Here is a 25591-nt window from a genome sequence, read left to right as displayed (position 1 = left end):
GATCTTACCGGGTCGAATCCTGTGAACTTGCCGACGGGCCGGCGGCCTGAGCGGCCGGACGGGCATCGGCTGCTTCGATGAGTTTCACGCCCAGTGCGGCGCTCACGGCGTCGCGCGTCTGGACGAACTCCTTCTCGAAGTCTAGCGTCTTACGCGCGCTCGACATCGCCATCACGACGTTCGTGCCGTGGTCCGTATCCTTGAGCCAGAACCACAGACGCCGTTCGCGAACGTAGAACATCGAGAAGATGCCCAATACGAGAAGCAGGCTGCCAAGATACACGACTTTTTTGCCGGGCGCGCGCGTCAACTGAAATACCGAAGCTTGCACCTGCTTGAACGAGTCAAGCTGCAAATAGACCGGCGATCCATACAGAAAGCTGTCGGATATCGCATTAAGCGAGCTCTGGATGAAGCGGCTCGTGTCCGCATTGGCCGGCGCGGCGGGCTCGCCGAGCCGCTGGCGCGACAGTTGCCATAGATCCCACGTGACACCTTCGAGCATCCGAAGCAGCAGGCCCGCGGCCTTTTCCTGCTCGCCTTTCGGTACCGAGCGGTCGATAAACCCAGCGACTGCCTGGAAGCCGCCGAGCGTTTCGCCGTTCGGCATCTTCATGCTGGCGTCGGCGCCCGCAAAAAGGGTCAGCACGCGCAATGCGCTTTCCTCCAGATGCTGCTGCAGCTCCGCATTCAAGCCCGGCACCGAGCGCTGCGCAAACTGATGAGCGGCGATGGCGCGTTGGTTCGGGTCTTCGAGCGTGGCGCGCAGGTTCATCCATTCCTTGAGCGTGCCGCCGCTGTCGGCGGGAATGCGCAGGTAGCGGAACGGATCGTCGGGATTCAGGCGCATGCCGGCGAGGAACATCTTCTCGCCGTTCACGTCGACGGGCAGCATGTAGTTGTTGTACTCGCGCGCCTGTCCATCCTTGCCGCGAATCTTGTACTGCACCGACGGGCCGACGTTGTGCAGGTCGAGCGGCTTCGAGGATTTCGCGCCGGAGCCGAGACGTTCGTCGAACGCTTCCTTCAGCGAGTGCTGCGCAGCGACCCCGCGCGCATCGTTCTGGCCATTGGCGTTGGAGATGTTTTCGACATTGATCGCGCGGAAGTCGGTGAATTCGACGGTCTGGCCGTCGGCGAGCGGCGCGGCCGAGCTCAACGGCGCGCTGCCGCCGATCGTGCCGCCAAACGGCGCGGGCTTCGCGCTCGGGCCGGACATCGGGAAGGCGGTCATGTGCATCTGCGAGCCGCCGTCCTGGAAACTCGACTGATAAATCGACACGCCGTCGTATTCGAACGGCTTGTTGACCTCGACGCGCGCCGGCACGCGCGCGCCGGTCTTGTGATCGACCACGACGATGTCGCTCGCGAACAGCTTCGGCATGCCGGTCGTGTAGTAATCGACGATGAACTTGTTCAGTTCGATCGAAAACGGCAGGTCTTGGATCAGCGAACCGTTGGGCTGATTCAGGATCGCGGTCGACACGTGCTGCCCCTCGGGCACCCACGCGTAGCCGCGGAACGTCGGGTTCGACTGCGACAGCCGATGCTCGGGCGAAATCTCGCTGATAACGGTGTTCGAGTTGATCGGCGACTTGTCGAACAGCCACATTTGCAGCTTGATCGGCAGATTGCTGTCGAGCAGGCCGCCGAGGCAGATCACGACGATCGCGAGGTGCGCGGAGATGTAGCCGAACTTCGTCAGCGCGCCACGCTTTGCGGCGATCAGCGTCGCGCCGTCCGACTCACGCGTGACGAACTTGTAGCCGAGCTTCGCCGACAGTTTCGCGAGCACTGCCGCGGTCTGCGCGCGCGTGCCGTGCACGGCGAACTCGCCCTTGTGATGGAACGCACGCAGGCTGCCTTCGCGAACCTTGTCCTTCCAGCTCTTCGCATCGGCGAGCATCTTCGGCGCATTGCGGATCACGCAGAGCGACACCGACACCATCAGGAAGCCGAGAATCAGCATGAACCACCACGAGCTGTACACCGTGTAGAGGCTCAGCGCGCGGAATATGTCCGCCCAGAACGGACCGAACTGGTTGACGTAGTTGGGATACGGATCGTCCTGCGTGAGGACGGTACCGATGATGCTGGCGATCGACAGAATCACGAGCAGCGCAATGGCGAAACGCATCGAGCTCAGGAGCTCGATGGAGCTGCGCATGACGCGATTGCCCGACTTCGACTGCAGACCCGAGGTGGTGACGCTCATTCAAACTCCGACTGAACAGCAAAAAAGGGTGAAGGGCTGTCGTAGCTACGACACCCTCACCCTTTTCTTGTTTTTCACCGGCCTCGCCGGGCCGGTTGGATTCGCGCGGGCGAACCGCTTAATGCAGACCCGCGATGTAGTCGGCAACCGCCTTGATCTCGTTGTCCGACAAACGCGATGCTATCGCATGCATCGCGTCGCTGTTGTTACGAGCGCCCGGACCTTGCGTGAACGCGGTCAGCTGCGTCACCGAGTACTCGGCCCACTGTCCCGACAGGCGCGGATACTGGATCGGAATGCCCTGTCCCGTGGGGCCGTGGCAGGCCGCGCAGGCCGGCACGCCGCGGTCGGCAATCCCACCGCGATAGATCTGCTGCCCCACCGCGACCGTGTTCTTATTGTGCGCATAGCCCGGCTTGGGCGTCTGCGTCGAGAAGTAAGCCGCAACGTTGATCATGTCCTGATCGGAGAGCGCGGCGGCCATGCCTGCCATGATCGCATTATTGCGCGCGGCCTGTTTGGCGCCCGGTTGCGTCTTGAAATCTCGGAGCTGCTTGACGAGATACTCAGGATGCTGGCCCGCCAGCTTCGGATATGCACCGCCGGCACTGTTGCCGTCTGCCCCGTGACAAGACGCGCACACTTGTACCGCGATTGCCTGCCCCCGATTGATGTCCGGCTTTGCCGGATCTGCTGCTCGTGCCTGAATTGCCAAACCTGAAAGACCTGCCGTTACATGAAGCACCATCAGAGTCTTGCACAGTCGATTCATTCGCACACCCTGTCTCGTCTTGTGGGATTTTAGAGGTTCTGCAAAGTACGACGACGGCGACCGAGTGACCGCCAGGAGCCGCCAAGGCACGTGGGGCGGGCTCCCAAGGTTTTCAGTAAACCATCGTATTGTACAATAACTCGCTAATCGCTTAGACGCCAGTCGGGCTTGACCCCGTTCCCGCTGCGGGCTCCGCGGCGTCTCCAATCTGGCTTCCACCATGCCCTTCCTGCTCCACGAATCCCGCTTCTATACCACCGTCAATCATCTGCGTGACCTGCCGGCCACCGCGCAGCCCGAGATCGCTTTCGCAGGACGCTCGAACGCAGGCAAGTCGACGGCGATCAACGTGCTCTGCAATCAGAAGCGACTTGCGTTCGCGAGTAAGACGCCTGGCCGCACGCAGCACATCAATTATTTTTCGGTTGGCAAGGCAGATGAGCCGACCGCCTATCTGGTCGACCTGCCGGGCTACGGTTATGCGGAAGTACCGGGAGCGGCGAAGGCACACTGGGAAGCGCTGCTGTCCACGTACCTGCAATCGCGCTCGCAACTGCGCGGCATGATCCTGATGATGGATTCGCGCCGCCCGCTGACGGAGCTCGATCGACGCATGATCGAGTGGTTCGCGCCGACCGGCAAGCCGATCCACACGCTGCTCACCAAATGCGACAAATTGACGCGCCAGGAAAGCACGAACGCGTTGCGCACCGCGCAGAAGGGATTGGCCGAATATCGAGCCGCCGGCTATCGCGGCGAGTTGACCGCACAGCTCTTTTCGGCGCTCAAGCGAACGGGCCTCGACGAAGCGCATGAGCTGATCGAGAGCTGGCTGATCCCCGGCGCGGTGGACGAAGCAGGTGAAAAGCCGGCTGCGGGCTGAATCACTATCGATGCCGGAATCCCTCAGCGCGCGTGACGCGTGATATGCCTTGAATACCCGTATGAGGGCGCATTTCCGGCCACCCATAAAAAAACCCGCCGCTTGAACGGCGGGTCAAACAGCCTAATCGAAAAACGACAGGCACCCGCTCAGGGAGGAGAAGCGGGGAGGTCAGCGCTAGGCGCCTTGCTCGATCGGTATGATATACCATTGTCTCGAAAAGTTTCCGGGAGCGGAGCCAGGTGCCATCTGTCCACTCCACCTATCCACGATCTTCGATTCGATATGAGCTTCTACCCGCACTACCGTCCGCGCCGCATGCGCCGTGACGACTTCTCGCGCCGCTTGATGCGCGAAAACATCCTCACCACGAACGACCTGATTTACCCGGTATTTATCGTCGAGGGCACCAACGTTCGACAAGCGGTGCCATCGATGCCGGGCGTCGAGCGCGTGTCGGTCGATCTGCTGATGGGCGTCGCGGAGCAGTGCGTCGAACTGGGCGTGCCGGTGCTGTCGCTGTTTCCCGCGATCGAGCCCTCGCTGAAGACGCCCGAAGGCCGCGAAGCGGCCAACCCAGCGGGTCTGATCCCGCGCGCGGTGCGTGAATTGAAGAAGAATTTTCCGGAGCTCGGCGTGCTCACTGATGTCGCGCTCGATCCGTACACGAGCCACGGTCAGGACGGCGTGCTCGACGAAGCCGGCTACGTGATGAACGACGAGACCGTCGAAATCCTCGTCGAGCAGGCTCGTGCGCAGGCGGAAGCCGGCGTCGACATCGTCGCGCCGTCAGACATGATGGACGGCCGCATCGGCGCGATCCGCGAAATGCTCGAGAGCGAGGAACACATCCACACCCGCATCATGGCGTACGCGGCGAAGTACGCTTCGGCGTTCTACGGCCCGTTTCGCGATGCCGTCGGTTCCGCGACGAACCTCGGCAAGAGCAACAAGATGACCTACCAGATGGACCCGGCCAATTCGAACGAGGCGCTGCGCGAAGTGCAGGCAGACATCAACGAAGGCGCGGACATGGTGATGGTCAAGCCGGGCATGCCGTATCTGGACATCGTGCGTCGCGTGAAGGACGAGTTCCAGTTTCCTACCTACGTGTACCAGGTGAGCGGCGAATACGCGATGCTGAAGGCCGCCGCGCAGAACGGCTGGCTCGATCACGACAAGGTCATGATGGAATCGCTGCTGGCATTCAAGCGTGCCGGCGCGGACGGCGTGCTGACGTATTTCGCGCTGGATGCCGCGAAGATCCTGCGATCGCAAAAGTAAATCAACGCGCGGTTTAGCACGCGACTGTCGAGACAACAAAAAGGAGACGAACCTTGGGTTTCGCCTCCTTTTTTTGCTGCTCGTTTGCGCCGGAGCGGCCTTTCGACACCCCGCGGCGTTCGATTACACCCCCGACGCACTCGCCCGATCCAGTGTGCGCAGGAATTTATCCGCCGATTCGTAGCCGACCACCCGCAGCACTTCCTTGCCCTCCTGATCGAAGAAAATAATCCCCGGCGGCCCGAACAGGTTGAAGCGCTTGAGCAGCGCCTGATCGTCGGTACTGTTCGCAGTGACGTCGGCGCGCAGCAGATTCATCTGCTTCAGCTTCGCCTGAACGCGCGGGTCGCTGAAGGTGAATTTCTCCATTTCCCTGCAGCTCACGCACCAGTCCGCGTAAAAATCGAGCATGGCAGGCTGTGCGGCCGTTTTGACGGCCTGGTCAAGCTGCTCCGATGAACGAACCGGTGCGAACCTCAAATCGCTTTGCGACGCCGTTGCGACCGCGCTGGAGCCATCTTTCGCGATGCCCGCCTGATTGCCGGCGCGAGCCGCGAGCACCGCCAGCGGGCGCAGCGGGTCCGACGATCCCGCGGCGAGGCCAATTAGAAGCGCGGCCGCCCAGACGGCCATCACGACTCCGACCGCCCGCCCGAACCGGTGCCATATCGAGCCGCCTGCGACCGACCTTGAAAACAGGCCAAGGGTGACCGCCGCGATCAGCAGCCAGAGCGCACTCAATAGCATCGTCGCCGGGCCGCCGAGCACCGGCCAAACGATCCACAGCGCCGCGGCGAGCAGAACCACGCCGAAAAACACTTTTACGCTGTCCATCCACTTGCCCGCGCGCGGCAGCAGCGTGCCCGCGCCGAGGCCAATAATTAGCAGCGGCAGCCCGAGCCCGATACCCATCGAGAAGAGCGCCGCGCCACCGAGCACGGCGTTGCCGGTGTGCGCGATGAACGCGAGCACCGCAAAAAGCGGTGCGGTCATGCACGCGCCGACAACCAGCGCCGACAGCGCGCCCATCACGGCGACCGCGGTAAATTTGCCGCCCGAGCGTCCCGCTGACACGCTCGACATGCGATCGCGCCAGCGCGGCGGCAGTTCGAGATCCACACCGGCGATCAGCAACAGCGCGAAAATCGTCAGAAGGCCGCCGAACGCGCCCAGCACCCACGGATTCTGCAGCCATGCGCCGAGACTCTGCCCGACGAGTGCCGCCGCGACGCCCAGCACCGTGTAGACGAGCGCCATCCCGATTACATACGCGACCGACAGCGCGAAACCACGCCCACGCGTGACGCGCGCCCCCTCACCGATGATGATCGCAGACAGGATCGGAATCATCGGATACGAGCACGGCAGCAGGCTCAGAATTGCGCCCGCAACAAAATAAAGCCCTACGATCGCAAAGAAACCGCCTCGCTGTAGCAGCGTCTGCGCGTAGTCGGCGCTGGTTGCGCGTTCGTACCAAGGTTCGTCATCAGTGGGCGCGAATTGGTGCGCAATTGGACCCGCTGCTGCGGGGCCAGCCGGCTGCAGCGCCTCGCCGCTCACGTGATAAACGCGCTCCATCGGGGGGTAGCAGATGCCAGCGTCGGCGCAGCCCTGCGACGTCACCGCGAGATCGAACGGTCCGGCTGCCTGCTTCACCGGAATATGAATCGTCACCTCGTTGCGATACGTCTCGACATTCTTGTTGAATGTCTGATCGAACTTCACGTGACCGTCGGGCAGTTGAGGCTCGCCAAGCGTCGCTATGCCGTTGCGGGTCGCGAAAGCGAAGCGCTCGCGGTACATGTAGTAACCATCCGCAATCTTGTAGGTGACGACGACTTGCCCGGGCTGCTCGGTCGCACTGAACCGGAACGCGACCGACGGGTCGAGGAAGTCGTCCGCGGCGCGCGCGAGGGTGGCGAGTTGCGCGAGGAACACGCAGCCGAGCAGAAAGAATGCGGTGCGCAGCGTAGCGAGCGCGCGCCGGTCGAGACCGTTAAACATGAAGAGGGCGTTGGGTTTCAGCAGTGATCCACTGGCCGTAGGCGGCCGAGGCCGTCGCTTGCCATGAGAGGATTTCCGGCGTGTCGTAGGGATGGTGAGCCTGAATGTGTTGTTCAAGTTCGAGCGCGCGAGCGGCGCTGGTCTTGAACAACAGCTGGATTTCCTGCACGGTTTCGATCGCGCCCTGCCAGTGATAGCTCGAATGCACGCTGCCTAACTGCGTGACGCATGCACAAAGGCGCGCGGCGAGCGCGCTGGCGGCGAGTTTTTCAGCGACGGCCGCATCCGGCACCGTCGTCAGTACCAAGGTCACTTTCACACTCACACAGGCTCCGGCGACGCAGGATTTCGATGCCGATATCGTATCACCTGGCCATGTCGCCTCGCAGAGCGCCCCGCAGCGCGGCCGCGGCATTTGGTCACCGCGGCACGGCTTGCCGCATCGATGAAAAATTCGCCGCCAAATCGGCATAGGGGACGGCCATGAGGCCGTACCACTGCCACACTACCCGGCGTGCGCGTCCGCGCCGGGCGGTTCGGGAAGTTGAGGTTATGAGAGGCGTGGCACAGCCAGCCGATCGAAGTATCCGAGAGTCAGCACGCTATTCAGGAGCTTGTCGCTGTTGCGCCACCAGCGGCGACTGTTCGCCGCGACCTGTTGCGCCACAGCGGGCGGTGCCCCCAGCGCACGCAGTTCCCGGTAGATGGTCGGGCCGCGGCGCCATTGCTTAAGCTGGATGACACGCAACCGGTGACGCATCCACTTGTCCAGATCCAGCCAGATTCGTGGCGTTTGCGCCAACCGGAAGTACGCCTTCCAGCCCAGCACATAGGGCCGTAACCGTTCCAACACGTCCTTCATGCTGCGCCCGCCGTTACGGCCGGTCAGTTCATGAATGCGGCGTTTGAACGCCAGCAGCGGTTTGGTCGCCACCTTGCGCTTGATGACACCGCCGGACGCTACCCACAGGCTGTAGCCCAGGAACTTGCGACCGAACACACTGGCCACCGCGCTTTTGGTCTCGTTGACCTTCAACCGCAGTCGCCCATACAGACGACGCAGCAGCGCCATTACCCGCTCGCCTGTATGGCGGCTGCGAACGTAGACATTCGCATCGTCGGCATAACGCACGAAGCAGTGGCCTCGCCGTTCCAGCTCCTTGTCCACCTCATCGAGCAGCACGTTGGCCAGCAACGGCGATAGCGGGCCGCCCTGCGGCGTGCCCTGATCGCGCTGCTGAACCACGGCGCCATCCATGATGCCGCTGTTCAGATACGCCCGGATCAGCCGAATCACCCGGCGTCCCCGATACGTTTCTGTAGACGGTCGATCAGGATGTCGTGGTTGACCCGGTCGAAGAACTTCTCCAGATCGACATCCACCACGATTCGCCGGCCCGACTGCACGTACGACTGCGCGGCCAACACCGCATCGTGCGCACGCCGTCCGGGCCGGAAGCCATAGCTGTGCTCGCTGAACGTGGGGTCCGGAACCGCTTGCAGCACCTGCAGCAGCGTCTGCTGGATCAGCCGGTCCGTGACCGTCGTGATGCCAGGCCCCCGCTCGCCTCCGTCCGGTTTCGGGATCGTCACCCGCCGTAGCGGACTGGGGCCGGTACGTCCCCTTCAGCAACTGTTTACGGATCGCTGGCCATGCCGTCACAAGATGGCGCGTCGTCTGGTCGATGTCCAGACCGTCCACGCCAGCGGCTCCCCTGTTGGCCCGTACCCGTTTGAACGCCTGCTTTAGGTTCGCTCTCGTCAGCGCCGCCCTCAGCAGCGATGACCCTGTCTCCCTGGATTCATGGCGCGGGCAACAAGCTTCGTCGCTCGCGGGCATAGGCGCAGCTTCACCGCGTGTGCCTCCCGCTCGCCCCGCTTGCGCGGGCATCTGACGCAATTCCTGTCGCATCGACATGTCGCTGGACACTCCTTCCCATTCGGCCCTTCGTCACCAGCTTCGGTCTCATCGACCTGTCCTGTGACAACTACGGCCTCTGCTGACTTCTCGCTCCGACTCGACGCCGTCGCCCTTTCAGGCATGAGGCGAGATCTCCCCAGGTAAGAACGCATTCCTTCATCGCACAACCGCCGTATCTACGCCGCTTCGCCTTAGTCACGAGCGCTTTGTGGTTGTTTGCCCACTCGCCCTGCTCCACAGCGCCTTCTATACGGTTCTTGTTCATCGGCTCGCCATTTACGCTCCTCGCTTCTTCCCCACACCCGGTCGCCTTCATGCAGTTGCGCTTCACTTCATTCGCTATGACCAGCTTATGGCGGGACTTATACCCGCAAGAGTGCGCCCCTGCTGGGCGCACAAACAAAAAAGCCAGGCGATGCGCCTGGCTTTTCGTTCAAACCAAAAAGCTTACTCAGCTTCTTGCACTTCCGTTTCTTCAACTTCCGGACGGTCGAGGAGTTCGACCAGTGCCATCGGCGCGTTATCGCCAACGCGGAAGCCGAACTTCAGCACGCGCAGGTAGCCGCCTGGACGGTTTGCGTAGCGCGGGCCGAGCACGTCGAACAGCTTCGTGACCGAGTCACGGTCGCGCAGGCGGTTGAACGCCAGACGACGGTTTGCCAGCGACGGCTTCTTGCCGAGCGTGATCAGCGGCTCGACGACTTTACGGAGTTCCTTCGCCTTCGGCAGCGTGGTCTTGATGACTTCGTGCTCGATCAGCGAGTTGGACATGTTACGGAGCATTGCCAGACGGTGGCTGCTCGTGCGGTTCAGTTTCCGCAGACCATGACGGTGACGCATGTTAATTCCTTCAGTTCAAAGTTTTGGTCCAGCTCTTCTATCGCACTCGTTCTGCAGCGTCGGCAGCAAACAGTGAGCGCACGGGCCGGTAGTTAAAAAAGACAAGACGCGGATTTTAAAGGAAAATCCGCGTCCTTGCCAGGCTAGTGCAGCAGTGCAATCGCGGGTTACCCCCGACCGAGTTGTCCGCTTACTTGTCGAGACCAGCCGGCGGCCAGTTCTCAAGCTTCATGCCGAGCGTCAGACCGCGCGATGCCAGAACTTCCTTGATCTCGTTCAGCGACTTGCGACCGAGATTCGGAGTCTTGAGCAGCTCGTTCTCGGTACGTTGGATCAGGTCGCCGATGTAGTAGATGTTTTCGGCCTTCAGGCAGTTCGCGGAACGAACCGTCAGTTCGAGATCGTCGACCGGGCGCAGCAGGATCGGATCGATCTGCGGTGCGCGCGACGGCGCTTCCGCCGCTGCTTCGGTACCTTCCAGCGCCGCGAACACCGACAGCTGATCGACCAGAATGCGCGCCGATTGGCGGATCGCTTCTTCCGGCGAAATCACACCGTTGGTTTCGATGTTCATCACGAGCTTGTCGAGGTCGGTGCGCTGCTCGACGCGGGCGCTTTCGACCGCGTAGCTCACGCGACGAACCGGCGAAAACGACGCGTCCAGCACGATTCGGCCGATGATCTTGGCCGACTCTTCCCCGTAACGACGCACATTGCCCGGCACATAGCCGCGGCCCTTTTCCACCTTGATCTGCACGTCGAGCTTGCCACCCTTCGACAGATGCGCAATCACGTGATCCGGATTGATGACTTCGCAGTCATGTGCGAGTTCGATATCGCCCGCTGTGACCACGCCTTCGCCTTCCTTGCGCAGCGTAACCGTCACTTCGTCACGGTTATGCAGCTTGAAGACGACGCCCTTCAGGTTCAACAACAGGTTGACCACGTCCTCTTGCACACCGTCGAGCGTCGAATACTCATGCACGACGCCTGCAATCGTCACCTCGGTCGGTGCATAGCCGACCATCGACGACAACAGCACGCGCCGAAGCGCGTTACCCAAGGTGTGGCCGTAACCGCGTTCAAACGGTTCCATGACCACTTTCGCGTGGCTCTCGCCAAGCGATTCAACTGCAATGATCTTGGGCTTCAACAAACTGGTTTGCATAGGTTTTCCTTTTCAATACCCTCGGCTCGTTACACCGATAAGGCTGACCGGTAACAACCTGAAAATAAACAGCCGAGACGCCCCCCTTTGCGCAACGCAATCAGGACGCCCCGGCCGTCAATCCGATTACCGCGAATACAATTCGACGATCAGGCTTTCGTTGATGTCGCCAGCGATGTCGCTGCGTTCCGGCTTCTGCTTGAAGGTACCTTCGAACTTCTTCGCGTCGACCGCGACCCAGCTCGGCATGCCGCCTTGTTCGGCGAGCGACAACGCCTCGATGATGCGAGCCTGCTTGCGCTTCTGTTCGCGCACGGCAACGACGTCGCCAGCCTTCACTTGCATCGACGGGATGTTCGTCACGACGCCGTTCACCGTGATCGCCTTGTGGCCAACCAGCTGACGTGCTTCAGCACGCGTCGAGCCGAAGCCCATCCGATACACGACGTTGTCCAGACGCGATTCGAGCAGTTGCAGCAGGTTTTCACCCGTGTTGCCCTTCAGGCGGTCTGCTTCAGCGAAGTAGCGACGGAACTGGCGCTCGAGGACACCGTAGATACGCTTTACTTTTTGCTTCTCGCGCAACTGCGTGCCATAGTCGGACGTACGCGCGCCCGAAGTACGGCCGTGCTGGCCGGGCTTGCTGTCCAGCTTGCACTTGTCAGCGAGCGAGCGGCGCGCGCTCTTCAGGAAGAGGTCAGTGCCTTCACGGCGGGACAGCTTGGCCTTGGGGCCGATATAACGTGCCACGTTGATTCCTTCTGTGATTAATCACGCGAATGCTTCCACTCGCGCTAGTCCGAACCCTTTGGGTCGAACGGTGGGCTTAGTCTATTCAATAACGCGCGCAGCCCGCCGCCGCGCAAGGCGGCAACAGGCGCTCGCAAAACCAGCGTCTTAGATACGACGACGCTTCGGCGGACGGCAGCCGTTATGCGGGACCGGCGTCACGTCGGAGATCGCGGTAATCTTGATGCCAAGACCATGCAACGCGCGCACCGCCGATTCGCGGCCAGGACCGGGGCCCTTGATCCGCACTTCGAGGTTCTTCACGCCGTATTCCATCGCCACTCGACCAGCCGATTCAGCTGCGACCTGAGCTGCAAACGGGGTCGACTTACGCGAACCCTTGAAGCCCTGACCACCCGACGTTGCCCAAGCAAGCGCGTTGCCTTGACGGTCGGTGATCGTGATGATGGTGTTGTTGAACGACGCGTGAACGTGAACCACGCCCTCGGCGACGTTCTTCTTGACCTTCTTGCGAACGCGTTGCGCCGCGGAGTTGTTCGAAGCCTTAGCCATTACGTTTTCCTGTAACTGTCAGTTCCGCTTACTTCTTCAGCGATTGCGCTGCACGACGCGGACCCTTGCGCGTACGGGCATTCGTACGCGTACGCTGGCCGCGCAGGGGCAGACCCTTACGATGCCGCACGCCACGATAGCAGCCGAGATCCATCAGGCGCTTAATGTTCATCGTCGTTTCACGGCGCAAATCGCCTTCAACGATGAACTTGCCGACTTCTTCACGCAGCTTTTCGAGGTCTGCGTCAGTCAGGTCTTTGACCTTCTTCGAAAATGCCACACCAGCAGCGACGCAAATGTCGCGCGAGCGCGTGCGACCGATACCGTAAATAGCCGTCAGGCCGATTTCAGTATGCTGGTGATTCGGGATGTTAACCCCTGCGATACGAGCCATTGTTTTTCCTCAAACAAAAAGCGCAAGCAAAAGCGCGGCGTTCAGCCTTGACGCTGTTTGTGGCGCGGATCAGAGCTGCAAATCACGCGCACAACGCCTTTGCGCTTGATGATCTTGCAATTGCGGCAAATGCGCTTAACCGATGCCATCACTTTCATGATATTACCCTTTTTTCAAATCACTTCGCCCGGAACACGATCCGCGCACGCGACAGATCGTAAGGCGTCAATTCAACCGTCACCTTGTCGCCCGGCAGAATCCGGATGTAGTGCATCCGCATCTTGCCGGATATGTGTCCCAACACGACATGGCCGTTTTCCAGCTTCACCCTGAAGGTAGCGTTAGGCAGGTTCTCGATTACTTCGCCCTGCATCTGGATAACATCGTCTTTGGCCATAAGTCCTTTCAACGCATCGGGACGCCGCCGCCTTTGAAATTAGCTTTCTTCAGCAGCGATTCATACTGTTGCGACATAACGTACGACTGCACCTGCGCCATGAAATCCATTGTGACGACGACAATGATCAGCAGCGACGTTCCACCAAAATAAAACGGCACGTTCCAGCGCAGCACCAGAAATTCGGGCAGCAGGCAAACGAACACGATGTAGATCGCACCGGCCAGCGTCAAACGCGTGAGGATGCGGTCGATATATCGCGCCGTCTGATCGCCCGGGCGAATGCCTGGGACGAAAGCGCCGCTCTTTTTCAGGTTGTCGGCCGTTTCCCTGCTGTTGAACACCAGTGCGGTGTAGAAAAAGCAGAAGAAGACGATCGCCAACGCGTACAGCAACACGTACACGGGTTGACCGGGCTTCAGGGCTTCGGCCACGTTGTGCAACGTGTCTGCGAACCAGCTGGTACGCGAACCCGAACTGAACCAGTTCAGGATGGTTGCCGGGAAGAGAATGATCGACGATGCGAAGATCGGCGGAATCACGCCCGACATGTTCAGCTTCAGCGGCAAATGCGAAGACTGGCCGCCGTAAATCTTGTTGCCCACCTGCCGCTTTGCGTAGTTCACAAGAATCTTGCGCTGGCCGCGTTCGATGAACACCACCAGATACGTCACAGCGGCAATCAGCGCGACGACGATAATCGCCGAGATGATACTCATCGAGCCGGTTCGCACCAGTTCAAAGAGACCACCGATTGCGTTCGGGAAGCCCGCCGCAATACCGCCGAAAATGATGATCGAGATACCATTGCCGAGCCCGCGCTCCGTGATTTGCTCCCCCAGCCACATCAGGAACATCGTGCCGGTCACAAGCGTCACGACCGTCGTCAACCGGAAAACCATCCCCGGATCAATCACGAGGCCAGGCTGATTTTCGAGCGCCACGGCAATGCCGAACGCCTGAAATGTCGCCAGCACGACCGTAAAGATCCGCGTGTACTGCGTAATCTTCCGCTGACCTGCCTGCCCTTCCTTTTTCAGCGCTTCGAGTTGCGGCGAGACAATCGCCAGCAACTGCATGATGATCGACGCCGAAATGTACGGCATGATCCCCAACGCGAAAATGGTGAACCGCGAAAGTGCGCCACCCGAGAACATGTTAAACATGCCAAGGATGCCGCCCGACTGGCTTTGGAACAACTTCGCCAGTTGGTCCGGGTCGATACCCGGCACCGGGATATGCGCGCCGATGCGGTAGACGACCAGCGCCAGCAGCAGGAATACTGCTCGCCGACGCAGATCGCCAAACTTCGCCGCGCTGCGACCGGGTTTTACGAGACTCGGGCTGTTAGCCAAGTACCTTCTCCGATGCAAATGCTAGTGACGGCAAATAGCTTGCGCGTTACTCGGCAAACGAGCCACCGGCTGCTTCAATAGCAGCACGTGCGCTCTTCGTCGCACCCAGACCCTTCACAACGACCTTGCGCTTGAGCTCGCCGGTCGCGATGATCTTGGCGCTACGGATCAGCTCGCCGACCAGGCCGGCTTGTTTGAGAGCCAGCAGATCGATTTCGTCAACCGGCAGCTTCTCCAGATCGGAGAGACGCACTTCACCGACGAATTCCTTCGTCAGCGAGGTGAAGCCACGCTTCGGCAGGCGACGTTGCAGCGGCATTTGACCGCCTTCGAAGCCAACCTTGTGAAAGCCGCCCGAACGCGACTTCTGACCCTTGTGACCACGGCCAGCGGTCTTGCCGAGGCCGGAGCCGATGCCGCGACCAACGCGACGCTTTGCGTGCTTCGCGCCTTCAGCCGGCTTCAGGTTATTCAATTCCATTATCAACTCCTTGAGTCCTGATCAGCCGCTTAGCTGATGACCTTAACGAGGTACGAAACCTTGTTGATCATGCCGCGCACAGCCGGCGTATCCTGCAACTCGCTAACCGAGTTGAGTCGGCGCAGGCCCAAGCCACGCACCGTTGCGCGGTGCGATTCACGGGTGCCGATCAGGCTCTTGACGAGCTGGACCTTGACAGTTTTATCAGACATGGTGTCCACCTTTAGCCCAGAATTTCTTCGACGGACTTGCCGCGCTTCGCAGCGATGTCGGCCGGCGTGGACTGCTTGCGCAGGCCGTCGAGCGTCGCACGAACGAGGTTATACGGGTTCGTCGAACCGTGGCTCTTGGCCACGACGTTCTGCACGCCCATCACGTCGAACACTGCGCGCATCGGACCGCCAGCGATCACGCCGGTACCGTCCTTCGCCGGAGCGAGGAGAACCGTTGATGCGCCGTGCTTACCATGCACTTCGTGTTGCAGGGTACCGTTCTTCAGCGGCACCTTGAACATGTTGCGGCGAGCCTGTTCCATCGCCTTCTGGACAGCGACCGGCACTTCCTTCGCCTTGCCCTTGCCCATACCGACGCGGCCATCACCGTCGCCAACCACGGTCAGTGCAGCGAAGCCGAGAATACGGCCACCCTTCACGACCTTGGTCACGCGGTTGACCGAGATCATCTTTTCACGAAGGCCGTCGTCGCGTTCGTCAGCCTGAACTTTAGCTTGCATCTTTGCCATGACGAATTCTTCCCTTAGAACTTGAGTCCGGCTTCGCGCGCCGCATCAGCCAACGCTTTCACGCGGCCGTGGTAACGGAAACCCGAACGGTCGAAGGCGACGGATTCGATGCCGGCAGCCTTAGCCTTTTCTGCGATGCGCTTGCCGATCAGGGTTGCAGCAGCAACGTTGCCGCCCTTGCCCGATTGATCGGCCAGTTGCGCACGCACTTCGGCTTCGAGCGTCGACGCGCTGGCGAGCACCTTGGTGCCGCACGGCGAGAACACTTGCGCATAGATGTGCGTGTTCGTGCGATGCACGGCGAGACGCGCGACCTGCAGCTCAGCGATCTTGATACGCGTCTGACGAGCGCGGCGCAGGCGAGATTGAGTCTTATCCATGATTGCGCACCCTTACTTCTTCTTCGTTTCTTTGAGGATCACAACCTCATCGGCGTAACGCACGCCCTTGCCCTTATAGGGCTCCGGCGGACGGTAGCCGCGCACTTCTGCAGCGACTTGACCGACTTGTTGCTTGTTGATCCCCTTGATCACGATTTCGGTTTGCGACGGGGTTTCTGCCTTGACGCCAGCCGGCATCTGGTGCACCACCGGGTGCGAGAAACCCAACGACAAGTTCAGCTTGTCGCCTTGCGCCTGTGCGCGATAACCGACGCCAACCAGCGTCAGCTTGCGCTCGAAACCCTTCGTCACGCCATACACCATATTCGCAACCAGTGCGCGCATGGTGCCCGACATCGCATTCGCTTCGCGGCTTCCGTCGACCGGCTCGAACTTCAGCGTGCCATTGTCGTTAACCACCTTCACGAGACTGTTGGCAGCCTGCGAAATCGTACCCAGCGGACCCTTGACAGTAATGCTGTCGGCGCTCAGGGCCACTTCCGCGCCTTGCAGCGCGATCGGGCTCTTACCTACTCGAGACATGTTTCTCTCCTTTCGGCCTTAAGCGACGTAGCAGATGACTTCGCCGCCAACGCCCGTTGCACGCGCCTTGCGGTCCGTCATCACGCCCTTGGGCGTCGACACGATTGCCACGCCGAGGCCATTCATGACCACGGGGATGTCGTTACGGCCGCGGTACACACGCAGACCAGGCTTCGAGACGCGTTCGATGCGCTCGATGACCGGGCGGCCAGCGTAATACTTCAACACGATGTTCAATTCCGACTTCGCACCTTCGGACTTCACTGCGAAATCGTCGATATAACCTTCGTCCTTCAGGACCTGCGCAATCGCAACCTTGACTTTCGACGAGGGCATAGTCACCGAAACCTTCTCGACCATCTGCGCATTGCGGATGCGAGTCAGCATATCGGCGATAGGATCACTCATGCTCATTTATGTTTCTCCTATTACCAGCTCGCCTTGGTCAGGCCAGGGATCTCGCCGCGGAACGCGATTTCACGAATCTTGTTACGCGCCAGGCCGAATTTACGGAACGTCCCGCGCGGACGACCGGTAATTGCGCAACGGTTGCGCTTACGGGTCGGATTAGAGTTGCGCGGCAGTTGCTGCAGTTCCAGACGTGCTGCGTAATGCTCTTCTTCCGACTTGCTCGTGTCGCCAATGATTGCCTTCAGTGCAGCACGCTTGGGAGCGTACTTGGCGGCGAGGCGAGCACGCTTCTTTTCACGTTCGATCAGTGCCAGTTTAGCCACGGTAACCTCAGTTTCTGAACGGGAACTTGAAGCCGGCGAGCAGAGCCTTTGCTTCGTCGTCAGTCTTCGCAGTCGTCGTGATGCTGATGTTCAGCCCACGCAGTGCGTCGATCTTGTCGTAATCGATTTCGGGGAAAATGATCTGCTCTTTCACACCGATGTTGTAGTTGCCGCGACCATCAAACGCCTTACCCGACACGCCACGGAAGTCGCGCACACGGGGGAGCGCAACCGTCACGAAACGGTCGAGGAATTCGTACATTGCCTGGCCACGCAGCGTGACCATGGCGCCGATCGGATAGCCCTGACGGATCTTGAAGCCAGCAATTGCCTTGCGCGCCTTCGTGATCACCGGCTTCTGACCTGCGATCTTCGTCAGATCGCCAACCGCGTTTTCGATGATCTTCTTGTCAGCGACGGCTTCGCCAAGACCCATATTCAGGGTGATCTTGGTGATGCGCGGCACTTCCATCACGGACTTGTAACCGAACTTTTCGATGAGGCCGGGTACAACCTTTTCTTTGTAAAACTCTTGCAAACGAGCCATTTTTTACTCCGCAGCGTCAGGCGCTCAGCACGGCACCGGTCGTCTTCAGGAAACGGACCTTCTTGTCTCCTTCGACCTTGATGCCTACACGCGATGGCTTGCCATTCGCGTCGACCAATGCGACGTTCGAAATTTGCAGCGGCATCGTCTTGGCTTCCACGCCGCCCGTCGTACCCTTCATCGGGTTCGGCTTGACGTGCTTCTTGACGAGATTGATGCCCTCGACGGTTACGGTCTCGCCGTGGACGGCCAGCACAACGCCACGCTTGCCCTTATCTTTGCCGGTGATGACGATAACTTCGTCACCCTTGCGAATCTTGTTCATCGCGACTCCTTACAGCACTTCAGGCGCCAGCGAAACGATCTTCATGAATCGTTCGCTACGCAACTCGCGCGTGACTGGCCCGAAAATACGGGTGCCGATCGGTTCGAGCTTGGTGTTGAGCAACACAGCTGCGTTGCCGTCGAACTTGATCAGCGAGCCGTCCTGGCGGCGCACGCCCTTGGCGGTGCGAACCACCACGGCGTTGTAGATTTCGCCTTTCTTCACGCGCCCGCGCGGCGTTGCCTCTTTGACGGTCACCTTGATGATGTCGCCAATGCTGGCATAACGACGCTTCGAGCCGCCGAGCACCTTGATGCACATGACTTCACGTGCACCCGTGTTGTCGGCCACTTCAAGCCGAGTTTCGGTCTGGATCATGGTTTATCTTTCCCAACTTAATCCGGTCACACCACCATGGTGCTCCCCGGTCAGTCTTGGTCCCGTCAGCCGATCGGCTGCTTGGGTTAGAACAGCAGCGACGGCAAACGAAACCCGCCATCGCAATCCGGTGAATCCTTCGGCACAGGCTGGCGCCCGGACCGCTTCCCCCACCAACTTCGCCCGCGACGGGGCTCCCATAAAGAGGGAAGACCGAGATTATATCAAATAATCCCGGTCTTGCAAGCGAAACTTACTGCGATTTCAACTACTTCTACTGCTTTGCGACATCAGATGACGCGAGCAGCCTCGACCAGGCGAGCCACAACCCAAGCCTTCGTCTTCGAAATCGGACGAGTTTCCTGGATCTCAACGAGGTCGCCCTCGTTGTACGTGTTCGCGTCGTCATGCGCGTGGTACTTCTTCGAACGCACGACGTACTTGCCGTAGATCGGGTGCTTCACGCGGTGCTCGACCAGCACGGTAACCGTCTTGTCCATCTTGTTGCTGACGACCTTGCCGACCAGCGTCCGCTTGAGCGAGGTTTTTACGCTATCGTTCATTTCTGGTTCGCCTTCTCAGTCAGGACGGTCCGCACACGTGCGATGTCGCGACGAACCTTCTTCAGCTGGCTCGTGTTCGTGAGCTGCTGGGTCGCGAGTTGCATGCGCAGGCCGAATTGCGCCTTCAACAGGTCCGACAGCTCCTTGTTGAGCGCGGCCTGATCTTTCTGGTGAAGTTCGGAAGCCTTCATCATTTGCTCCTTAGGCGCCGAGCTGACGCACGATAAACGTCGTCTTCAGCGGCAGCTTCGCTGCAGCCAGACGGAACGCTTCGCGCGCCAGTTCTTCGGTTACGCCGTCCATTTCGTACAGCATCTTGCCCGGTTGAATCTCAGCGACGTAGTACTCTGGGTTACCTTTACCGTTACCCATACGAACTTCCGCCGGCTTGGTCGAGATCGGCTTGTCCGGGAAGATCCGGATCCAGATGCGGCCACCGCGCTTGATGTGACGCGTCATTGCACGACGCGCCGCTTCAATCTGGCGCGCGGTCAGACGGCCACGACCGACAGCCTTCAGGCCGAACTCACCGAACGACACCGCGTTGCCGCGGGTAGCAACGCCGGTGTTACGACCTTTCTGCTCTTTGCGATACTTTCTGCGTTTCGGTTGCAGCATCGTTATTCTCCAGTCTTCCCGTCGCCGCCGGTACCGCCAGCACGACGAGGAGCGCCACGGCGTGCACCTGCCGGGCCACCACCTTCACCATCACGACGCGGACGGCGATCGCCACCCGGACGTGCGTTGCGGCGCGGACGCTTTTCTTCGGCGACTTCTTCGACCACCGGTGCGTCATTGCGGCCGAGCGTATCGCCCTTATAGACCCACACCTTCACGCCGATGATGCCGTACGTCGTCTTTGCTTCCGACGTTGCGTAGTCGATATCTGCACGCAGCGTGTGAAGCGGCACGCGGCCTTCGCGGTACCATTCCGTGCGAGCGATTTCGATACCGTTCAGACGGCCTGCGCTCATGATCTTGATGCCTTGAGCACCCAGACGCATCGCGTTCTGCATCGCACGCTTCATCGCGCGACGGAACATGATCCGCCGCTCGAGCTGCTGCGTGATCGAATCAGCGATCAGTTGCGCGTCGGTTTCCGGCTTGCGAATTTCTTCGATGTTGACGTGAACCGGAACGCCCATGCGCTTTTGCAGCTCGGACTTCAGCAGTTCGATGTCTTCACCCTTCTTACCGATCACGACACCCGGACGCGAGCTGAAAATCGTGATACGTGCGTTCTTTGCAGGACGCTCGATCACGACGCGGCCGACGGACGCGTTCTTCAGCTTCTTCTTCAGGTATTCACGAACACCGATGTCTTCCTGCAACATCGCCGCGAAATTGTTGTTGTTCGCGTACCAACGCGAAGCCCAATTACGGCTGACGGCCAAACGGAAGCCAGTCGGATGAATTTTCTGTCCCATCGTATGACCCCTTAATTCCCGACCGTCACAGTGATGTGACAGGATTGCTTCTCGATGCGGTTACCACGGCCCTTGGCGCGCGCGGTAAAACGCTTCAGCGACGCTGCCTTATCGACGTAGATGCTCGTGATCTTGAGCTCGTCGATATCGGCGCCTTCGTTGTGCTCCGCATTCGCGATCGCCGACAGCACGACCTTTTTCACGATTCCCGCAGCCTTCTTCGGCGAGAACGTCAGAACGTTCAGCGCCTTGTCGACCGGCAAACCGCGGATCTGGTCAGCCACAAGGCGCGTTTTTTGCGCCGAGATGCGGGCACCGCGATGAATTGCTTTCACTTCCATCTTGATTGCCCCTTATTTCTTGGCCTTCTTGTCGGCCGCGTGACCCTTGAACGTACGGGTCAGTGCGAACTCGCCAAGCTTGTGGCCGACCATGTTTTCCGTGACATACACCGGAACGTGTTGACGGCCGTTGTGAACGGCGATCGTCAGACCGATGAAGTCCGGCAGGATCGTCGAGCGACGCGACCAGGTCTTGATCGGTTTCTTGTCACGCGATGCTGCAGCCGCCTCAACCTTCTTCAGCAAATGGGCGTCGCAGAACGGACCTTTCTTAATAGAACGTGCCATTGCCTACTCCTTAACGCTTGTGACGGCGCTGGACGATCATGCTCGTCGTGCGCTTGTTGCTGCGGGTACGATAGCCCTTCGTCGGCGTGCCCCACGGGCTCACCGGATCGCGGCCTGCCGCAGTCTTGCCTTCGCCACCACCGTGCGGGTGGTCGACCGGGTTCATTGCAACGCCACGCACCGTCGGGCGGATGCCGCGCCAGCGGTTCGCGCCCGCCTTACCGATTTGACGGAGGCTGTGCTCTTCGTTGCCCACTTCTCCGATCGTCGCGCGACATTCAACGTGCACGCGGCGGATTTCGCCCGAACGCAGACGAACCTGCGCGTAGACGCCTTCGCGAGCGAGCAGCATCGCCGACGTGCCAGCCGAACGCGCCATTTGCGCGCCCTTGCCCGGCAGCATTTCGATGCAGTGAATCGTCGTACCGACCGGAATGTTGCGGATCGGCAGCGTGTTACCTGCGCGGATCGGCGCTTCCGAACCCGACATCAGTTGCTGACCGACGGTGACACCCTTTGGAGCGATGATGTAGCGGCGCTCGCCGTCTGCGTACAGAACCAGCGCGATGTTCGCGCTACGGTTCGGGTCGTACTCAAGACGTTCGACCTTTGCCGGAATACCGTCCTTCGTGCGACGGAAGTCGACGACACGATAGTGATGCTTGTGACCACCGCCCTTGTGACGCGTAGTGATGTGACCGTTGTTGTTACGGCCGGCGGTCGACGACTGCGTGTCGAGCAGTGCCGCAAACGGCTTGCCCTTGTGCAGTTCTTTGTTGACCACCTTGACCATCGCGCGGCGGCCCGGCGAAGTCGGCTTAACTTTCACGATTGCCATGATTACTTGGCCTCCGCTTCAAAGTTGATTTCCTGGCCGGGCTTCAGGCAGACGTACGCCTTCTTCACGTCTTTGCGCTTGCCCATGAAGCGGCCAAAGCGCTTGGCTTTGCCCTTCGCGACCAGCACGTTGACGGAGTCGACTTCCACCTTGAACAGCAGCTCGACTGCAGCTTTCACTTCCTGCTTCGTAGCATCCGGCGCGACTTCGAACACAACCTGCTCGTTCTTGTCGGCAACCAGCGTCGCCTTTTCGGAGACCACCGGCGCGAGCAGGACCTGCATCAAACGATGATCGTTCTTGCGAATCTCGCTCATGACAGCAACTCCTCGATCTGGGCGACCGCAGCCTTCGTGATCAGGACTTTCTTGAAGTAGATCAGCGACAGCGGGTCGGCGTAACGCGGCTCGACAACCGCCACGTGGGCGAGATTGCGCGACGCGAGGTACAGGTTTTCGTCAACCGTGTCGGTAATCACCAGCACGGAGTCGAGACCCATCGCCTTGAATTTTTCGGCCAGCAGCTTCGTCTTCGGCGCCTCGAGCGTCAGCTCGTCGACCACCGAGATGCGGCCTTCGCGGGCCAGCTGCGAGAAGATCGAGCAGAGACCTGCGCGATGCATCTTCTTGTTGACCTTGTGCGAAAAGTTTTCTTCCGGCGAATTCGGGAAGATGCGGCCACCGCCGCGCCACAGCGGGCTCGACGACATACCGGCGCGGGCGCGGCCTGTACCCTTCTGGCGCCACGGCTTCTTGGTCGTGTGCTTGACCTGCTCACGATCCTTCTGCGCGCGGTTGCCGCTACGGGCGTTCGCTTGGTACGCAACCACCACCTGGTGAATCAGGGCTTCGTTATAATCGCGGCCGAACACGACGTCCGACGCGCTAACGCCTGCACCTTCCTGACCATTGGCATTCAGGAGCTTAAGTTCCATTATTTCGCTCCTTTCACGGCACGCGTCTTCACGGCCGGCGTAACGAATACCTTGCCACCCTTCGCACCAGGAACGGCGCCCTTGACCAGCAGCAGCTTGCGGTCAGCGTCGATACGAGCGATTTCGAGGTTTTGCACCGTTACCTTCTCGTCACCCATGTGACCAGTCATGCGCTTACCCGGGAAAACACGACCCGGATCCTGCGCCATACCGATCGAGCCCGGCACGTTGTGCGAGCGCGAGTTACCGTGCGAGGCACGTCCCGACGAGAAGTTGTAACGCTTGATGGTACCGGCGTAGCCCTTACCGATCGACACGCCTTGCACGTCGACCTTCTGGCCCACTTCGAACAACTCGGGACCCACTACGGTGCCGTTCGACAACTCGGCAGCCTTAGCGGGGTCGATCTGAAATTCTTTGAGGATTTCACCGGCTTGAACGCCGGCTTTGGCGAGATGACCTGCCAACGGCTTCGTCACGCGCGATGCGCGGCGCGTACCGAAGGTAACCTGCACGGCCGTGTAGCCGTCGGTTTCAACAGTCTTGATCTGCGTCACGCGGTTGTCGGACACGTCCAGCACGGTGACGGGAATCGAATCCCCCTCAGCCGTGAAGATACGGGTCATGCCAACCTTGCGACCTACGAGTCCAAGGCTCATCGTTTTCTCCATTCCCGACTGCGATTGGTCGGGGCTAATTTACAAAATGTCGGCGCCGTTTCGAGCATGAGACCATGCTGCAGCACACCGACTTTTTACGCAAATGCGCGAAAAGCTCACTAGTATAGCGAGCCTTTTCGTTTTCCGCAAGCAATCAAAGACTTAGCGCTGCCCGGATCGCCGGACAAGGGCTGAAGCCTTATTGCAGCTTGATTTCAACGTCGACGCCAGCCGGCAAATCGAGCTTCATGAGCGCATCAACGGTCTTGTCCGTCGGGTCGACGATGTCCATCAGACGCTGGTGCGTGCGGATTTCGAGCTGATCGCGCGACGTCTTGTTGACGTGCGGCGAACGCAAAATGTCGAAGCGTTGAATGCGGGTCGGCAGGGGCACCGGGCCACGAACGATTGCGCCAGTCCGCTTCGCCGTGTCGACGATTTCAGCTGCCGATTGATCGATCAGGCGATAGTCGAAAGCCTTCAGGCGGATGCGGATTTTCTGGTTCTGCATGACAAATTCCTTGGAAAGAGCGAGGCGATATTGCACCGCCGAGTAGAAAAAGAACGTAGGCTCGGGCGCTTGCGGAGAGCGAGCGCCCGAGCCCGGGCGCTACATACTGCTAAACCAATCTGCGATTTTACTCGATGATCTTTGCGACGACACCAGCGCCGACCGTACGGCCACCTTCGCGGATTGCGAAGCGGAGGCCTTCTTCCATCGCGATCGGGTTGATCAGCTTCACCGTGATCGACACGTTGTCGCCCGGCATCACCATTTCCTTGTCCTTCGGCAACTCGATCGAGCCCGTCACGTCCGTCGTACGGAAGTAGAACTGCGGACGGTAGTTGTTGAAGAACGGCGTGTGACGGCCGCCTTCGTCCTTGCTCAGCACGTACACTTCAGCCGTGAAGTGCGTGTGCGGGTTGATCGAACCCGGCTTGGCCAGAACCTGACCACGCTCCACGTCTTCACGCTTCGTGCCGCGCAGCAGGATACCAACGTTGTCGCCGGCCTGCCCCTGATCGAGCAGCTTGCGGAACATTTCCACGCCGGTGCAGGTCGTCTTGGCCGTTGCGCGGATACCGACGATCTCGATTTCCTCGCCGACCTTGATCACGCCACGCTCGACGCGGCCCGTCACCACCGTGCCACGACCCGAGATCGAGAACACGTCTTCCACCGGCATCAGGAACGAACCGTCAACCGCGCGCTCCGGCGTCGGGATGTACGTGTCCAGCGCGTCGGCCAGGTTCATGATCGCCACTTCGCCCAGCTCGCCCTTGTCGCCTTCCAGCGCCAGCTTGGCCGAACCCTTGATGATCGGCGTGTCGTCGCCCGGGAAGTCGTACTTCGACAGAAGTTCGCGAACCTCCATCTCGACGAGCTCCAGCAGCTCAGCGTCGTCCACCATGTCGCACTTGTTCAGGAACACGATGATGTACGGAACGCCAACCTGACGCGCCAGCAGGATGTGCTCACGCGTTTGCGGCATCGGGCCGTCAGCAGCCGAGCACACCAGGATCGCGCCGTCCATCTGCGCCGCACCCGTGATCATGTTCTTCACGTAGTCAGCATGGCCCGGGCAGTCAACGTGTGCGTAGTGGCGGTTAGCCGTTTCGTACTCGACGTGCGCGGTGTTGATGGTAATGCCGCGCGCCTTTTCTTCCGGCGCCGCGTCGATCTGGTCGTACGCCTTCGCTTCGCCGCCAAACTTCTGCGTCAGAACCGTCGTGATCGCTGCCGTCAGCGTGGTCTTGCCGTGGTCAACGTGACCGATCGTGCCCACGTTCACGTGCGGCTTGGTCCGTTCGAATTTACCTTTAGCCATGTTTCTCTTCTTTCAGTAAGTTAATCGTTGAATGACTTTGCCGCGCG

36 protein-coding genes and 1 pseudogene are annotated in these 25591 nt (G+C 60.2%); 2 read left to right on the top strand and 35 right to left on the bottom strand.

Translation table 11 applies throughout. The features are described from left to right. Positions 1-4: 4 nt before the first annotated feature. Together AB4Y34_RS21965 and AB4Y34_RS21960 are read right to left on the bottom strand one after the other, a co-directional pair. Positions 5-2215 (bottom strand): cytochrome c biogenesis protein ResB, encoded by a 2211-nt coding sequence (locus AB4Y34_RS21965; protein WP_176381097.1) that lies wholly within the window; start codon positions 2213-2215, stop codon positions 5-7. A gap of 118 nt (positions 2216-2333) precedes the next feature. Next, positions 2334-2987 (bottom strand): cytochrome c, encoded by a 654-nt coding sequence (locus tag AB4Y34_RS21960; RefSeq protein ID WP_026228372.1) that lies wholly within the window; start codon positions 2985-2987, stop codon positions 2334-2336. A gap of 220 nt (positions 2988-3207) precedes the next feature. Between AB4Y34_RS21960 and yihA the strand changes: the two genes are divergently transcribed. Together yihA and hemB are read left to right on the top strand one after the other, a co-directional pair. After that, complete coding sequence (yihA, locus tag AB4Y34_RS21955; protein ID WP_368717191.1) at positions 3208-3870, top strand: ribosome biogenesis GTP-binding protein YihA/YsxC; 663 nt, start codon at positions 3208-3210, stop codon at positions 3868-3870. A 285-nt stretch (positions 3871-4155) separates the two neighbouring features. Then, entirely contained in the window at positions 4156-5154 is a 999-nt protein-coding gene (hemB, locus tag AB4Y34_RS21950) for a porphobilinogen synthase (RefSeq protein ID WP_176381095.1), read from the top strand. 123 nt (positions 5155-5277) lie between these two features. Here the strand turns inward: hemB and dsbD are convergent, their stop codons facing one another. From dsbD to tuf, 33 genes and pseudogenes are all read right to left on the bottom strand, one after another. After that, a complete protein-coding gene (gene dsbD / locus AB4Y34_RS21945) occupies positions 5278-7158 on the bottom strand; it encodes a protein-disulfide reductase DsbD (protein ID WP_368717190.1) in 1881 nt (626 codons plus the stop codon). Continuing rightward, positions 7151-7477 carry a divalent-cation tolerance protein CutA gene (cutA, locus tag AB4Y34_RS21940; protein WP_368717243.1) on the bottom strand — a complete coding sequence of 109 codons (327 nt, stop codon included), beginning with the start codon at positions 7475-7477 and terminating at the stop codon, positions 7151-7153. The genes dsbD and cutA overlap by 8 nt, the downstream gene beginning before the upstream one ends. 231 nt (positions 7478-7708) lie before the next feature. Continuing rightward, positions 7709-9076: pseudogene (gene ltrA, locus AB4Y34_RS21935) on the bottom strand (group II intron reverse transcriptase/maturase). Positions 9077-9526: 450 nt separating this feature from the next. Beyond that, positions 9527-9919 carry a 50S ribosomal protein L17 gene (gene rplQ, locus AB4Y34_RS21930; RefSeq protein WP_013090750.1) on the bottom strand — a complete coding sequence of 131 codons (393 nt, stop codon included), beginning with the start codon at positions 9917-9919 and terminating at the stop codon, positions 9527-9529. A gap of 190 nt (positions 9920-10109) precedes the next feature. After that, a complete protein-coding gene (rpoA, locus tag AB4Y34_RS21925) occupies positions 10110-11087 on the bottom strand; it encodes a DNA-directed RNA polymerase subunit alpha (RefSeq protein WP_007730697.1) in 978 nt (325 codons plus the stop codon). Between the two features lie 126 nt (positions 11088-11213). Then, entirely contained in the window at positions 11214-11837 is a 624-nt protein-coding gene (rpsD, locus tag AB4Y34_RS21920) for a 30S ribosomal protein S4 (protein WP_013090752.1), read from the bottom strand. Between the two features lie 147 nt (positions 11838-11984). Beyond that, entirely contained in the window at positions 11985-12389 is a 405-nt protein-coding gene (gene rpsK, locus AB4Y34_RS21915; RefSeq protein WP_006052224.1) for a 30S ribosomal protein S11, read from the bottom strand. A gap of 28 nt (positions 12390-12417) precedes the next feature. Next, positions 12418-12783 carry a 30S ribosomal protein S13 gene (rpsM, locus tag AB4Y34_RS21910; RefSeq protein ID WP_008923332.1) on the bottom strand — a complete coding sequence of 122 codons (366 nt, stop codon included), beginning with the start codon at positions 12781-12783 and terminating at the stop codon, positions 12418-12420. Positions 12784-12824: 41 nt separating this feature from the next. Further along, entirely contained in the window at positions 12825-12941 is a 117-nt protein-coding gene (rpmJ, locus tag AB4Y34_RS21905; protein WP_004199844.1) for a 50S ribosomal protein L36, read from the bottom strand. A gap of 20 nt (positions 12942-12961) precedes the next feature. Beyond that, entirely contained in the window at positions 12962-13180 is a 219-nt protein-coding gene (infA, locus tag AB4Y34_RS21900) for a translation initiation factor IF-1 (protein ID WP_004521905.1), read from the bottom strand. Positions 13181-13188: 8 nt separating this feature from the next. Continuing rightward, positions 13189-14535, bottom strand: a complete 1347-nt coding sequence (gene secY, locus AB4Y34_RS21895) for a preprotein translocase subunit SecY (protein WP_368717189.1) — start codon at positions 14533-14535, stop codon at positions 13189-13191. Positions 14536-14581: 46 nt separating this feature from the next. Beyond that, positions 14582-15016 carry a 50S ribosomal protein L15 gene (gene rplO, locus AB4Y34_RS21890; protein WP_018420156.1) on the bottom strand — a complete coding sequence of 145 codons (435 nt, stop codon included), beginning with the start codon at positions 15014-15016 and terminating at the stop codon, positions 14582-14584. Positions 15017-15045: 29 nt separating this feature from the next. Then, the gene (gene rpmD, locus AB4Y34_RS21885; protein ID WP_008923335.1) at positions 15046-15228 is read right to left on the bottom strand and encodes a 50S ribosomal protein L30; all 183 of its coding nucleotides are present in this window, start codon (positions 15226-15228) and stop codon (positions 15046-15048) included. An 11-nt stretch (positions 15229-15239) separates the two neighbouring features. Further along, a complete protein-coding gene (rpsE, locus tag AB4Y34_RS21880; protein ID WP_004197945.1) occupies positions 15240-15758 on the bottom strand; it encodes a 30S ribosomal protein S5 in 519 nt (172 codons plus the stop codon). A gap of 14 nt (positions 15759-15772) precedes the next feature. After that, positions 15773-16138: a 50S ribosomal protein L18 gene (gene rplR / locus AB4Y34_RS21875; protein ID WP_008923336.1), complete on the bottom strand. Its 366-nt coding sequence runs from the start codon at positions 16136-16138 to the stop codon at positions 15773-15775. Positions 16139-16150: 12 nt separating this feature from the next. Then, on the bottom strand, positions 16151-16681 hold the full coding sequence (gene rplF / locus AB4Y34_RS21870) for a 50S ribosomal protein L6 (protein ID WP_176110100.1): 531 nt from the start codon (positions 16679-16681) through the stop codon (positions 16151-16153). Positions 16682-16699: 18 nt separating this feature from the next. Further along, positions 16700-17095, bottom strand: coding sequence for a 30S ribosomal protein S8 (rpsH, locus tag AB4Y34_RS21865; protein ID WP_006052216.1), 396 nt, complete (start codon positions 17093-17095; stop codon positions 16700-16702). A 14-nt stretch (positions 17096-17109) separates the two neighbouring features. Next, positions 17110-17415 (bottom strand): 30S ribosomal protein S14, encoded by a 306-nt coding sequence (gene rpsN / locus AB4Y34_RS21860; RefSeq protein WP_090802162.1) that lies wholly within the window; start codon positions 17413-17415, stop codon positions 17110-17112. A 7-nt stretch (positions 17416-17422) separates the two neighbouring features. After that, positions 17423-17962 (bottom strand): 50S ribosomal protein L5, encoded by a 540-nt coding sequence (gene rplE / locus AB4Y34_RS21855; protein WP_176110099.1) that lies wholly within the window; start codon positions 17960-17962, stop codon positions 17423-17425. A gap of 16 nt (positions 17963-17978) precedes the next feature. Further along, the gene (gene rplX / locus AB4Y34_RS21850; RefSeq protein ID WP_008923340.1) at positions 17979-18287 is read right to left on the bottom strand and encodes a 50S ribosomal protein L24; all 309 of its coding nucleotides are present in this window, start codon (positions 18285-18287) and stop codon (positions 17979-17981) included. 9 nt (positions 18288-18296) lie between these two features. Then, on the bottom strand, positions 18297-18665 hold the full coding sequence (rplN, locus tag AB4Y34_RS21845) for a 50S ribosomal protein L14 (protein WP_006998478.1): 369 nt from the start codon (positions 18663-18665) through the stop codon (positions 18297-18299). A gap of 290 nt (positions 18666-18955) precedes the next feature. Then, positions 18956-19228 (bottom strand): 30S ribosomal protein S17, encoded by a 273-nt coding sequence (rpsQ, locus tag AB4Y34_RS21840; protein ID WP_007180129.1) that lies wholly within the window; start codon positions 19226-19228, stop codon positions 18956-18958. Beyond that, the gene (rpmC, locus tag AB4Y34_RS21835; RefSeq protein ID WP_007180130.1) at positions 19225-19419 is read right to left on the bottom strand and encodes a 50S ribosomal protein L29; all 195 of its coding nucleotides are present in this window, start codon (positions 19417-19419) and stop codon (positions 19225-19227) included. The genes rpsQ and rpmC overlap by 4 nt, the downstream gene beginning before the upstream one ends. 10 nt (positions 19420-19429) lie before the next feature. Then, positions 19430-19846 (bottom strand): 50S ribosomal protein L16, encoded by a 417-nt coding sequence (rplP, locus tag AB4Y34_RS21830; protein ID WP_008923342.1) that lies wholly within the window; start codon positions 19844-19846, stop codon positions 19430-19432. Between the two features lie 2 nt (positions 19847-19848). Continuing rightward, positions 19849-20655, bottom strand: coding sequence for a 30S ribosomal protein S3 (rpsC, locus tag AB4Y34_RS21825; RefSeq protein WP_176110098.1), 807 nt, complete (start codon positions 20653-20655; stop codon positions 19849-19851). Positions 20656-20666: 11 nt separating this feature from the next. Continuing rightward, positions 20667-20996 carry a 50S ribosomal protein L22 gene (rplV, locus tag AB4Y34_RS21820; protein WP_007730533.1) on the bottom strand — a complete coding sequence of 110 codons (330 nt, stop codon included), beginning with the start codon at positions 20994-20996 and terminating at the stop codon, positions 20667-20669. A gap of 12 nt (positions 20997-21008) precedes the next feature. Continuing rightward, positions 21009-21284: a 30S ribosomal protein S19 gene (gene rpsS, locus AB4Y34_RS21815; RefSeq protein ID WP_006998484.1), complete on the bottom strand. Its 276-nt coding sequence runs from the start codon at positions 21282-21284 to the stop codon at positions 21009-21011. A 10-nt stretch (positions 21285-21294) separates the two neighbouring features. Then, a complete protein-coding gene (rplB, locus tag AB4Y34_RS21810) occupies positions 21295-22122 on the bottom strand; it encodes a 50S ribosomal protein L2 (RefSeq protein WP_008923344.1) in 828 nt (275 codons plus the stop codon). A 2-nt stretch (positions 22123-22124) separates the two neighbouring features. Next, positions 22125-22439 carry a 50S ribosomal protein L23 gene (rplW, locus tag AB4Y34_RS21805; RefSeq protein ID WP_008923345.1) on the bottom strand — a complete coding sequence of 105 codons (315 nt, stop codon included), beginning with the start codon at positions 22437-22439 and terminating at the stop codon, positions 22125-22127. Further along, entirely contained in the window at positions 22436-23056 is a 621-nt protein-coding gene (gene rplD / locus AB4Y34_RS21800; protein ID WP_008923346.1) for a 50S ribosomal protein L4, read from the bottom strand. Before rplD ends, rplW begins: the two co-directional genes overlap by 4 nt. Further along, positions 23056-23715, bottom strand: coding sequence for a 50S ribosomal protein L3 (gene rplC / locus AB4Y34_RS21795; protein ID WP_176110097.1), 660 nt, complete (start codon positions 23713-23715; stop codon positions 23056-23058). The genes rplD and rplC overlap by 1 nt, the downstream gene beginning before the upstream one ends. A gap of 199 nt (positions 23716-23914) precedes the next feature. Next, complete coding sequence (rpsJ, locus tag AB4Y34_RS21790) at positions 23915-24226, bottom strand: 30S ribosomal protein S10 (RefSeq protein WP_006998489.1); 312 nt, start codon at positions 24224-24226, stop codon at positions 23915-23917. Between the two features lie 127 nt (positions 24227-24353). Beyond that, the gene (gene tuf, locus AB4Y34_RS21785) at positions 24354-25544 is read right to left on the bottom strand and encodes an elongation factor Tu (RefSeq protein WP_013090760.1); all 1191 of its coding nucleotides are present in this window, start codon (positions 25542-25544) and stop codon (positions 24354-24356) included. Between the last annotated feature and the right edge of the window lie 47 nt (positions 25545-25591).

Source organism: Paraburkholderia sp. BR10954 (assembly GCF_040965775.1).
GTDB classification, from domain to species: domain Bacteria; phylum Pseudomonadota; class Gammaproteobacteria; order Burkholderiales; family Burkholderiaceae; genus Paraburkholderia; species Paraburkholderia youngii.
The sequence above is the reverse complement of the archived record's forward strand: the minus strand, read 5'-3'. Positions and strand labels throughout refer to the sequence as shown.

Coding starts and splice junctions, on each gene's coding strand:
- rpsK (WP_006052224.1), bottom strand. CDS start 12,389: ATGGCTAAGGCTTCGAACAACTCCGCGGCGCAACGCGTTCGCAAGAAG.
- AB4Y34_RS21965 (WP_176381097.1), bottom strand. CDS start 2,215: ATGAGCGTCACCACCTCGGGTCTGCAGTCGAAGTCGGGCAATCGCGTC.
- rplW (WP_008923345.1), bottom strand. CDS start 22,439: ATGAGCGAGATTCGCAAGAACGATCATCGTTTGATGCAGGTCCTGCTC.
- rplE (WP_176110099.1), bottom strand. CDS start 17,962: ATGGCTCGTTTGCAAGAGTTTTACAAAGAAAAGGTTGTACCCGGCCTC.
- rplP (WP_008923342.1), bottom strand. CDS start 19,846: ATGCTGCAACCGAAACGCAGAAAGTATCGCAAAGAGCAGAAAGGTCGT.
- rplC (WP_176110097.1), bottom strand. CDS start 23,715: ATGAGCCTTGGACTCGTAGGTCGCAAGGTTGGCATGACCCGTATCTTC.
- rplR (WP_008923336.1), bottom strand. CDS start 16,138: ATGGATAAGACTCAATCTCGCCTGCGCCGCGCTCGTCAGACGCGTATC.
- tuf (WP_013090760.1), bottom strand. CDS start 25,544: ATGGCTAAAGGTAAATTCGAACGGACCAAGCCGCACGTGAACGTGGGC.
- rplO (WP_018420156.1), bottom strand. CDS start 15,016: ATGGAATTGAATAACCTGAAGCCGGCTGAAGGCGCGAAGCACGCAAAG.
- AB4Y34_RS21960 (WP_026228372.1), bottom strand. CDS start 2,987: ATGAATCGACTGTGCAAGACTCTGATGGTGCTTCATGTAACGGCAGGT.
- rpsS (WP_006998484.1), bottom strand. CDS start 21,284: ATGGCACGTTCTATTAAGAAAGGTCCGTTCTGCGACGCCCATTTGCTG.
- rpsC (WP_176110098.1), bottom strand. CDS start 20,655: ATGGGACAGAAAATTCATCCGACTGGCTTCCGTTTGGCCGTCAGCCGT.
- rpmC (WP_007180130.1), bottom strand. CDS start 19,419: ATGAAGGCTTCCGAACTTCACCAGAAAGATCAGGCCGCGCTCAACAAG.
- rplB (WP_008923344.1), bottom strand. CDS start 22,122: ATGGCAATCGTGAAAGTTAAGCCGACTTCGCCGGGCCGCCGCGCGATG.
- rplD (WP_008923346.1), bottom strand. CDS start 23,056: ATGGAACTTAAGCTCCTGAATGCCAATGGTCAGGAAGGTGCAGGCGTT.
- rpsM (WP_008923332.1), bottom strand. CDS start 12,783: ATGGCTCGTATCGCAGGGGTTAACATCCCGAATCACCAGCATACTGAA.
- dsbD (WP_368717190.1), bottom strand. CDS start 7,158: ATGTTTAACGGTCTCGACCGGCGCGCGCTCGCTACGCTGCGCACCGCA.
- rplV (WP_007730533.1), bottom strand. CDS start 20,996: ATGGAAGTGAAAGCAATTCATCGCGGTGCCCGCATCTCGGCGCAAAAA.
- rplF (WP_176110100.1), bottom strand. CDS start 16,681: ATGTCTCGAGTAGGTAAGAGCCCGATCGCGCTGCAAGGCGCGGAAGTG.
- rpsE (WP_004197945.1), bottom strand. CDS start 15,758: ATGGCAAAGATGCAAGCTAAAGTTCAGGCTGACGAACGCGACGACGGC.
- yihA (WP_368717191.1), top strand. CDS start 3,208: ATGCCCTTCCTGCTCCACGAATCCCGCTTCTATACCACCGTCAATCAT.
- rplX (WP_008923340.1), bottom strand. CDS start 18,287: ATGAACAAGATTCGCAAGGGTGACGAAGTTATCGTCATCACCGGCAAA.
- rpsQ (WP_007180129.1), bottom strand. CDS start 19,228: ATGAACGATAGCGTAAAAACCTCGCTCAAGCGGACGCTGGTCGGCAAG.
- rpsJ (WP_006998489.1), bottom strand. CDS start 24,226: ATGCAGAACCAGAAAATCCGCATCCGCCTGAAGGCTTTCGACTATCGC.
- hemB (WP_176381095.1), top strand. CDS start 4,156: ATGAGCTTCTACCCGCACTACCGTCCGCGCCGCATGCGCCGTGACGAC.
- infA (WP_004521905.1), bottom strand. CDS start 13,180: ATGGCCAAAGACGATGTTATCCAGATGCAGGGCGAAGTAATCGAGAAC.
- rpoA (WP_007730697.1), bottom strand. CDS start 11,087: ATGCAAACCAGTTTGTTGAAGCCCAAGATCATTGCAGTTGAATCGCTT.
- rplN (WP_006998478.1), bottom strand. CDS start 18,665: ATGATCCAGACCGAAACTCGGCTTGAAGTGGCCGACAACACGGGTGCA.
- rpmJ (WP_004199844.1), bottom strand. CDS start 12,941: ATGAAAGTGATGGCATCGGTTAAGCGCATTTGCCGCAATTGCAAGATC.
- rplQ (WP_013090750.1), bottom strand. CDS start 9,919: ATGCGTCACCGTCATGGTCTGCGGAAACTGAACCGCACGAGCAGCCAC.
- rpmD (WP_008923335.1), bottom strand. CDS start 15,228: ATGTCTGATAAAACTGTCAAGGTCCAGCTCGTCAAGAGCCTGATCGGC.
- rpsH (WP_006052216.1), bottom strand. CDS start 17,095: ATGAGCATGAGTGATCCTATCGCCGATATGCTGACTCGCATCCGCAAT.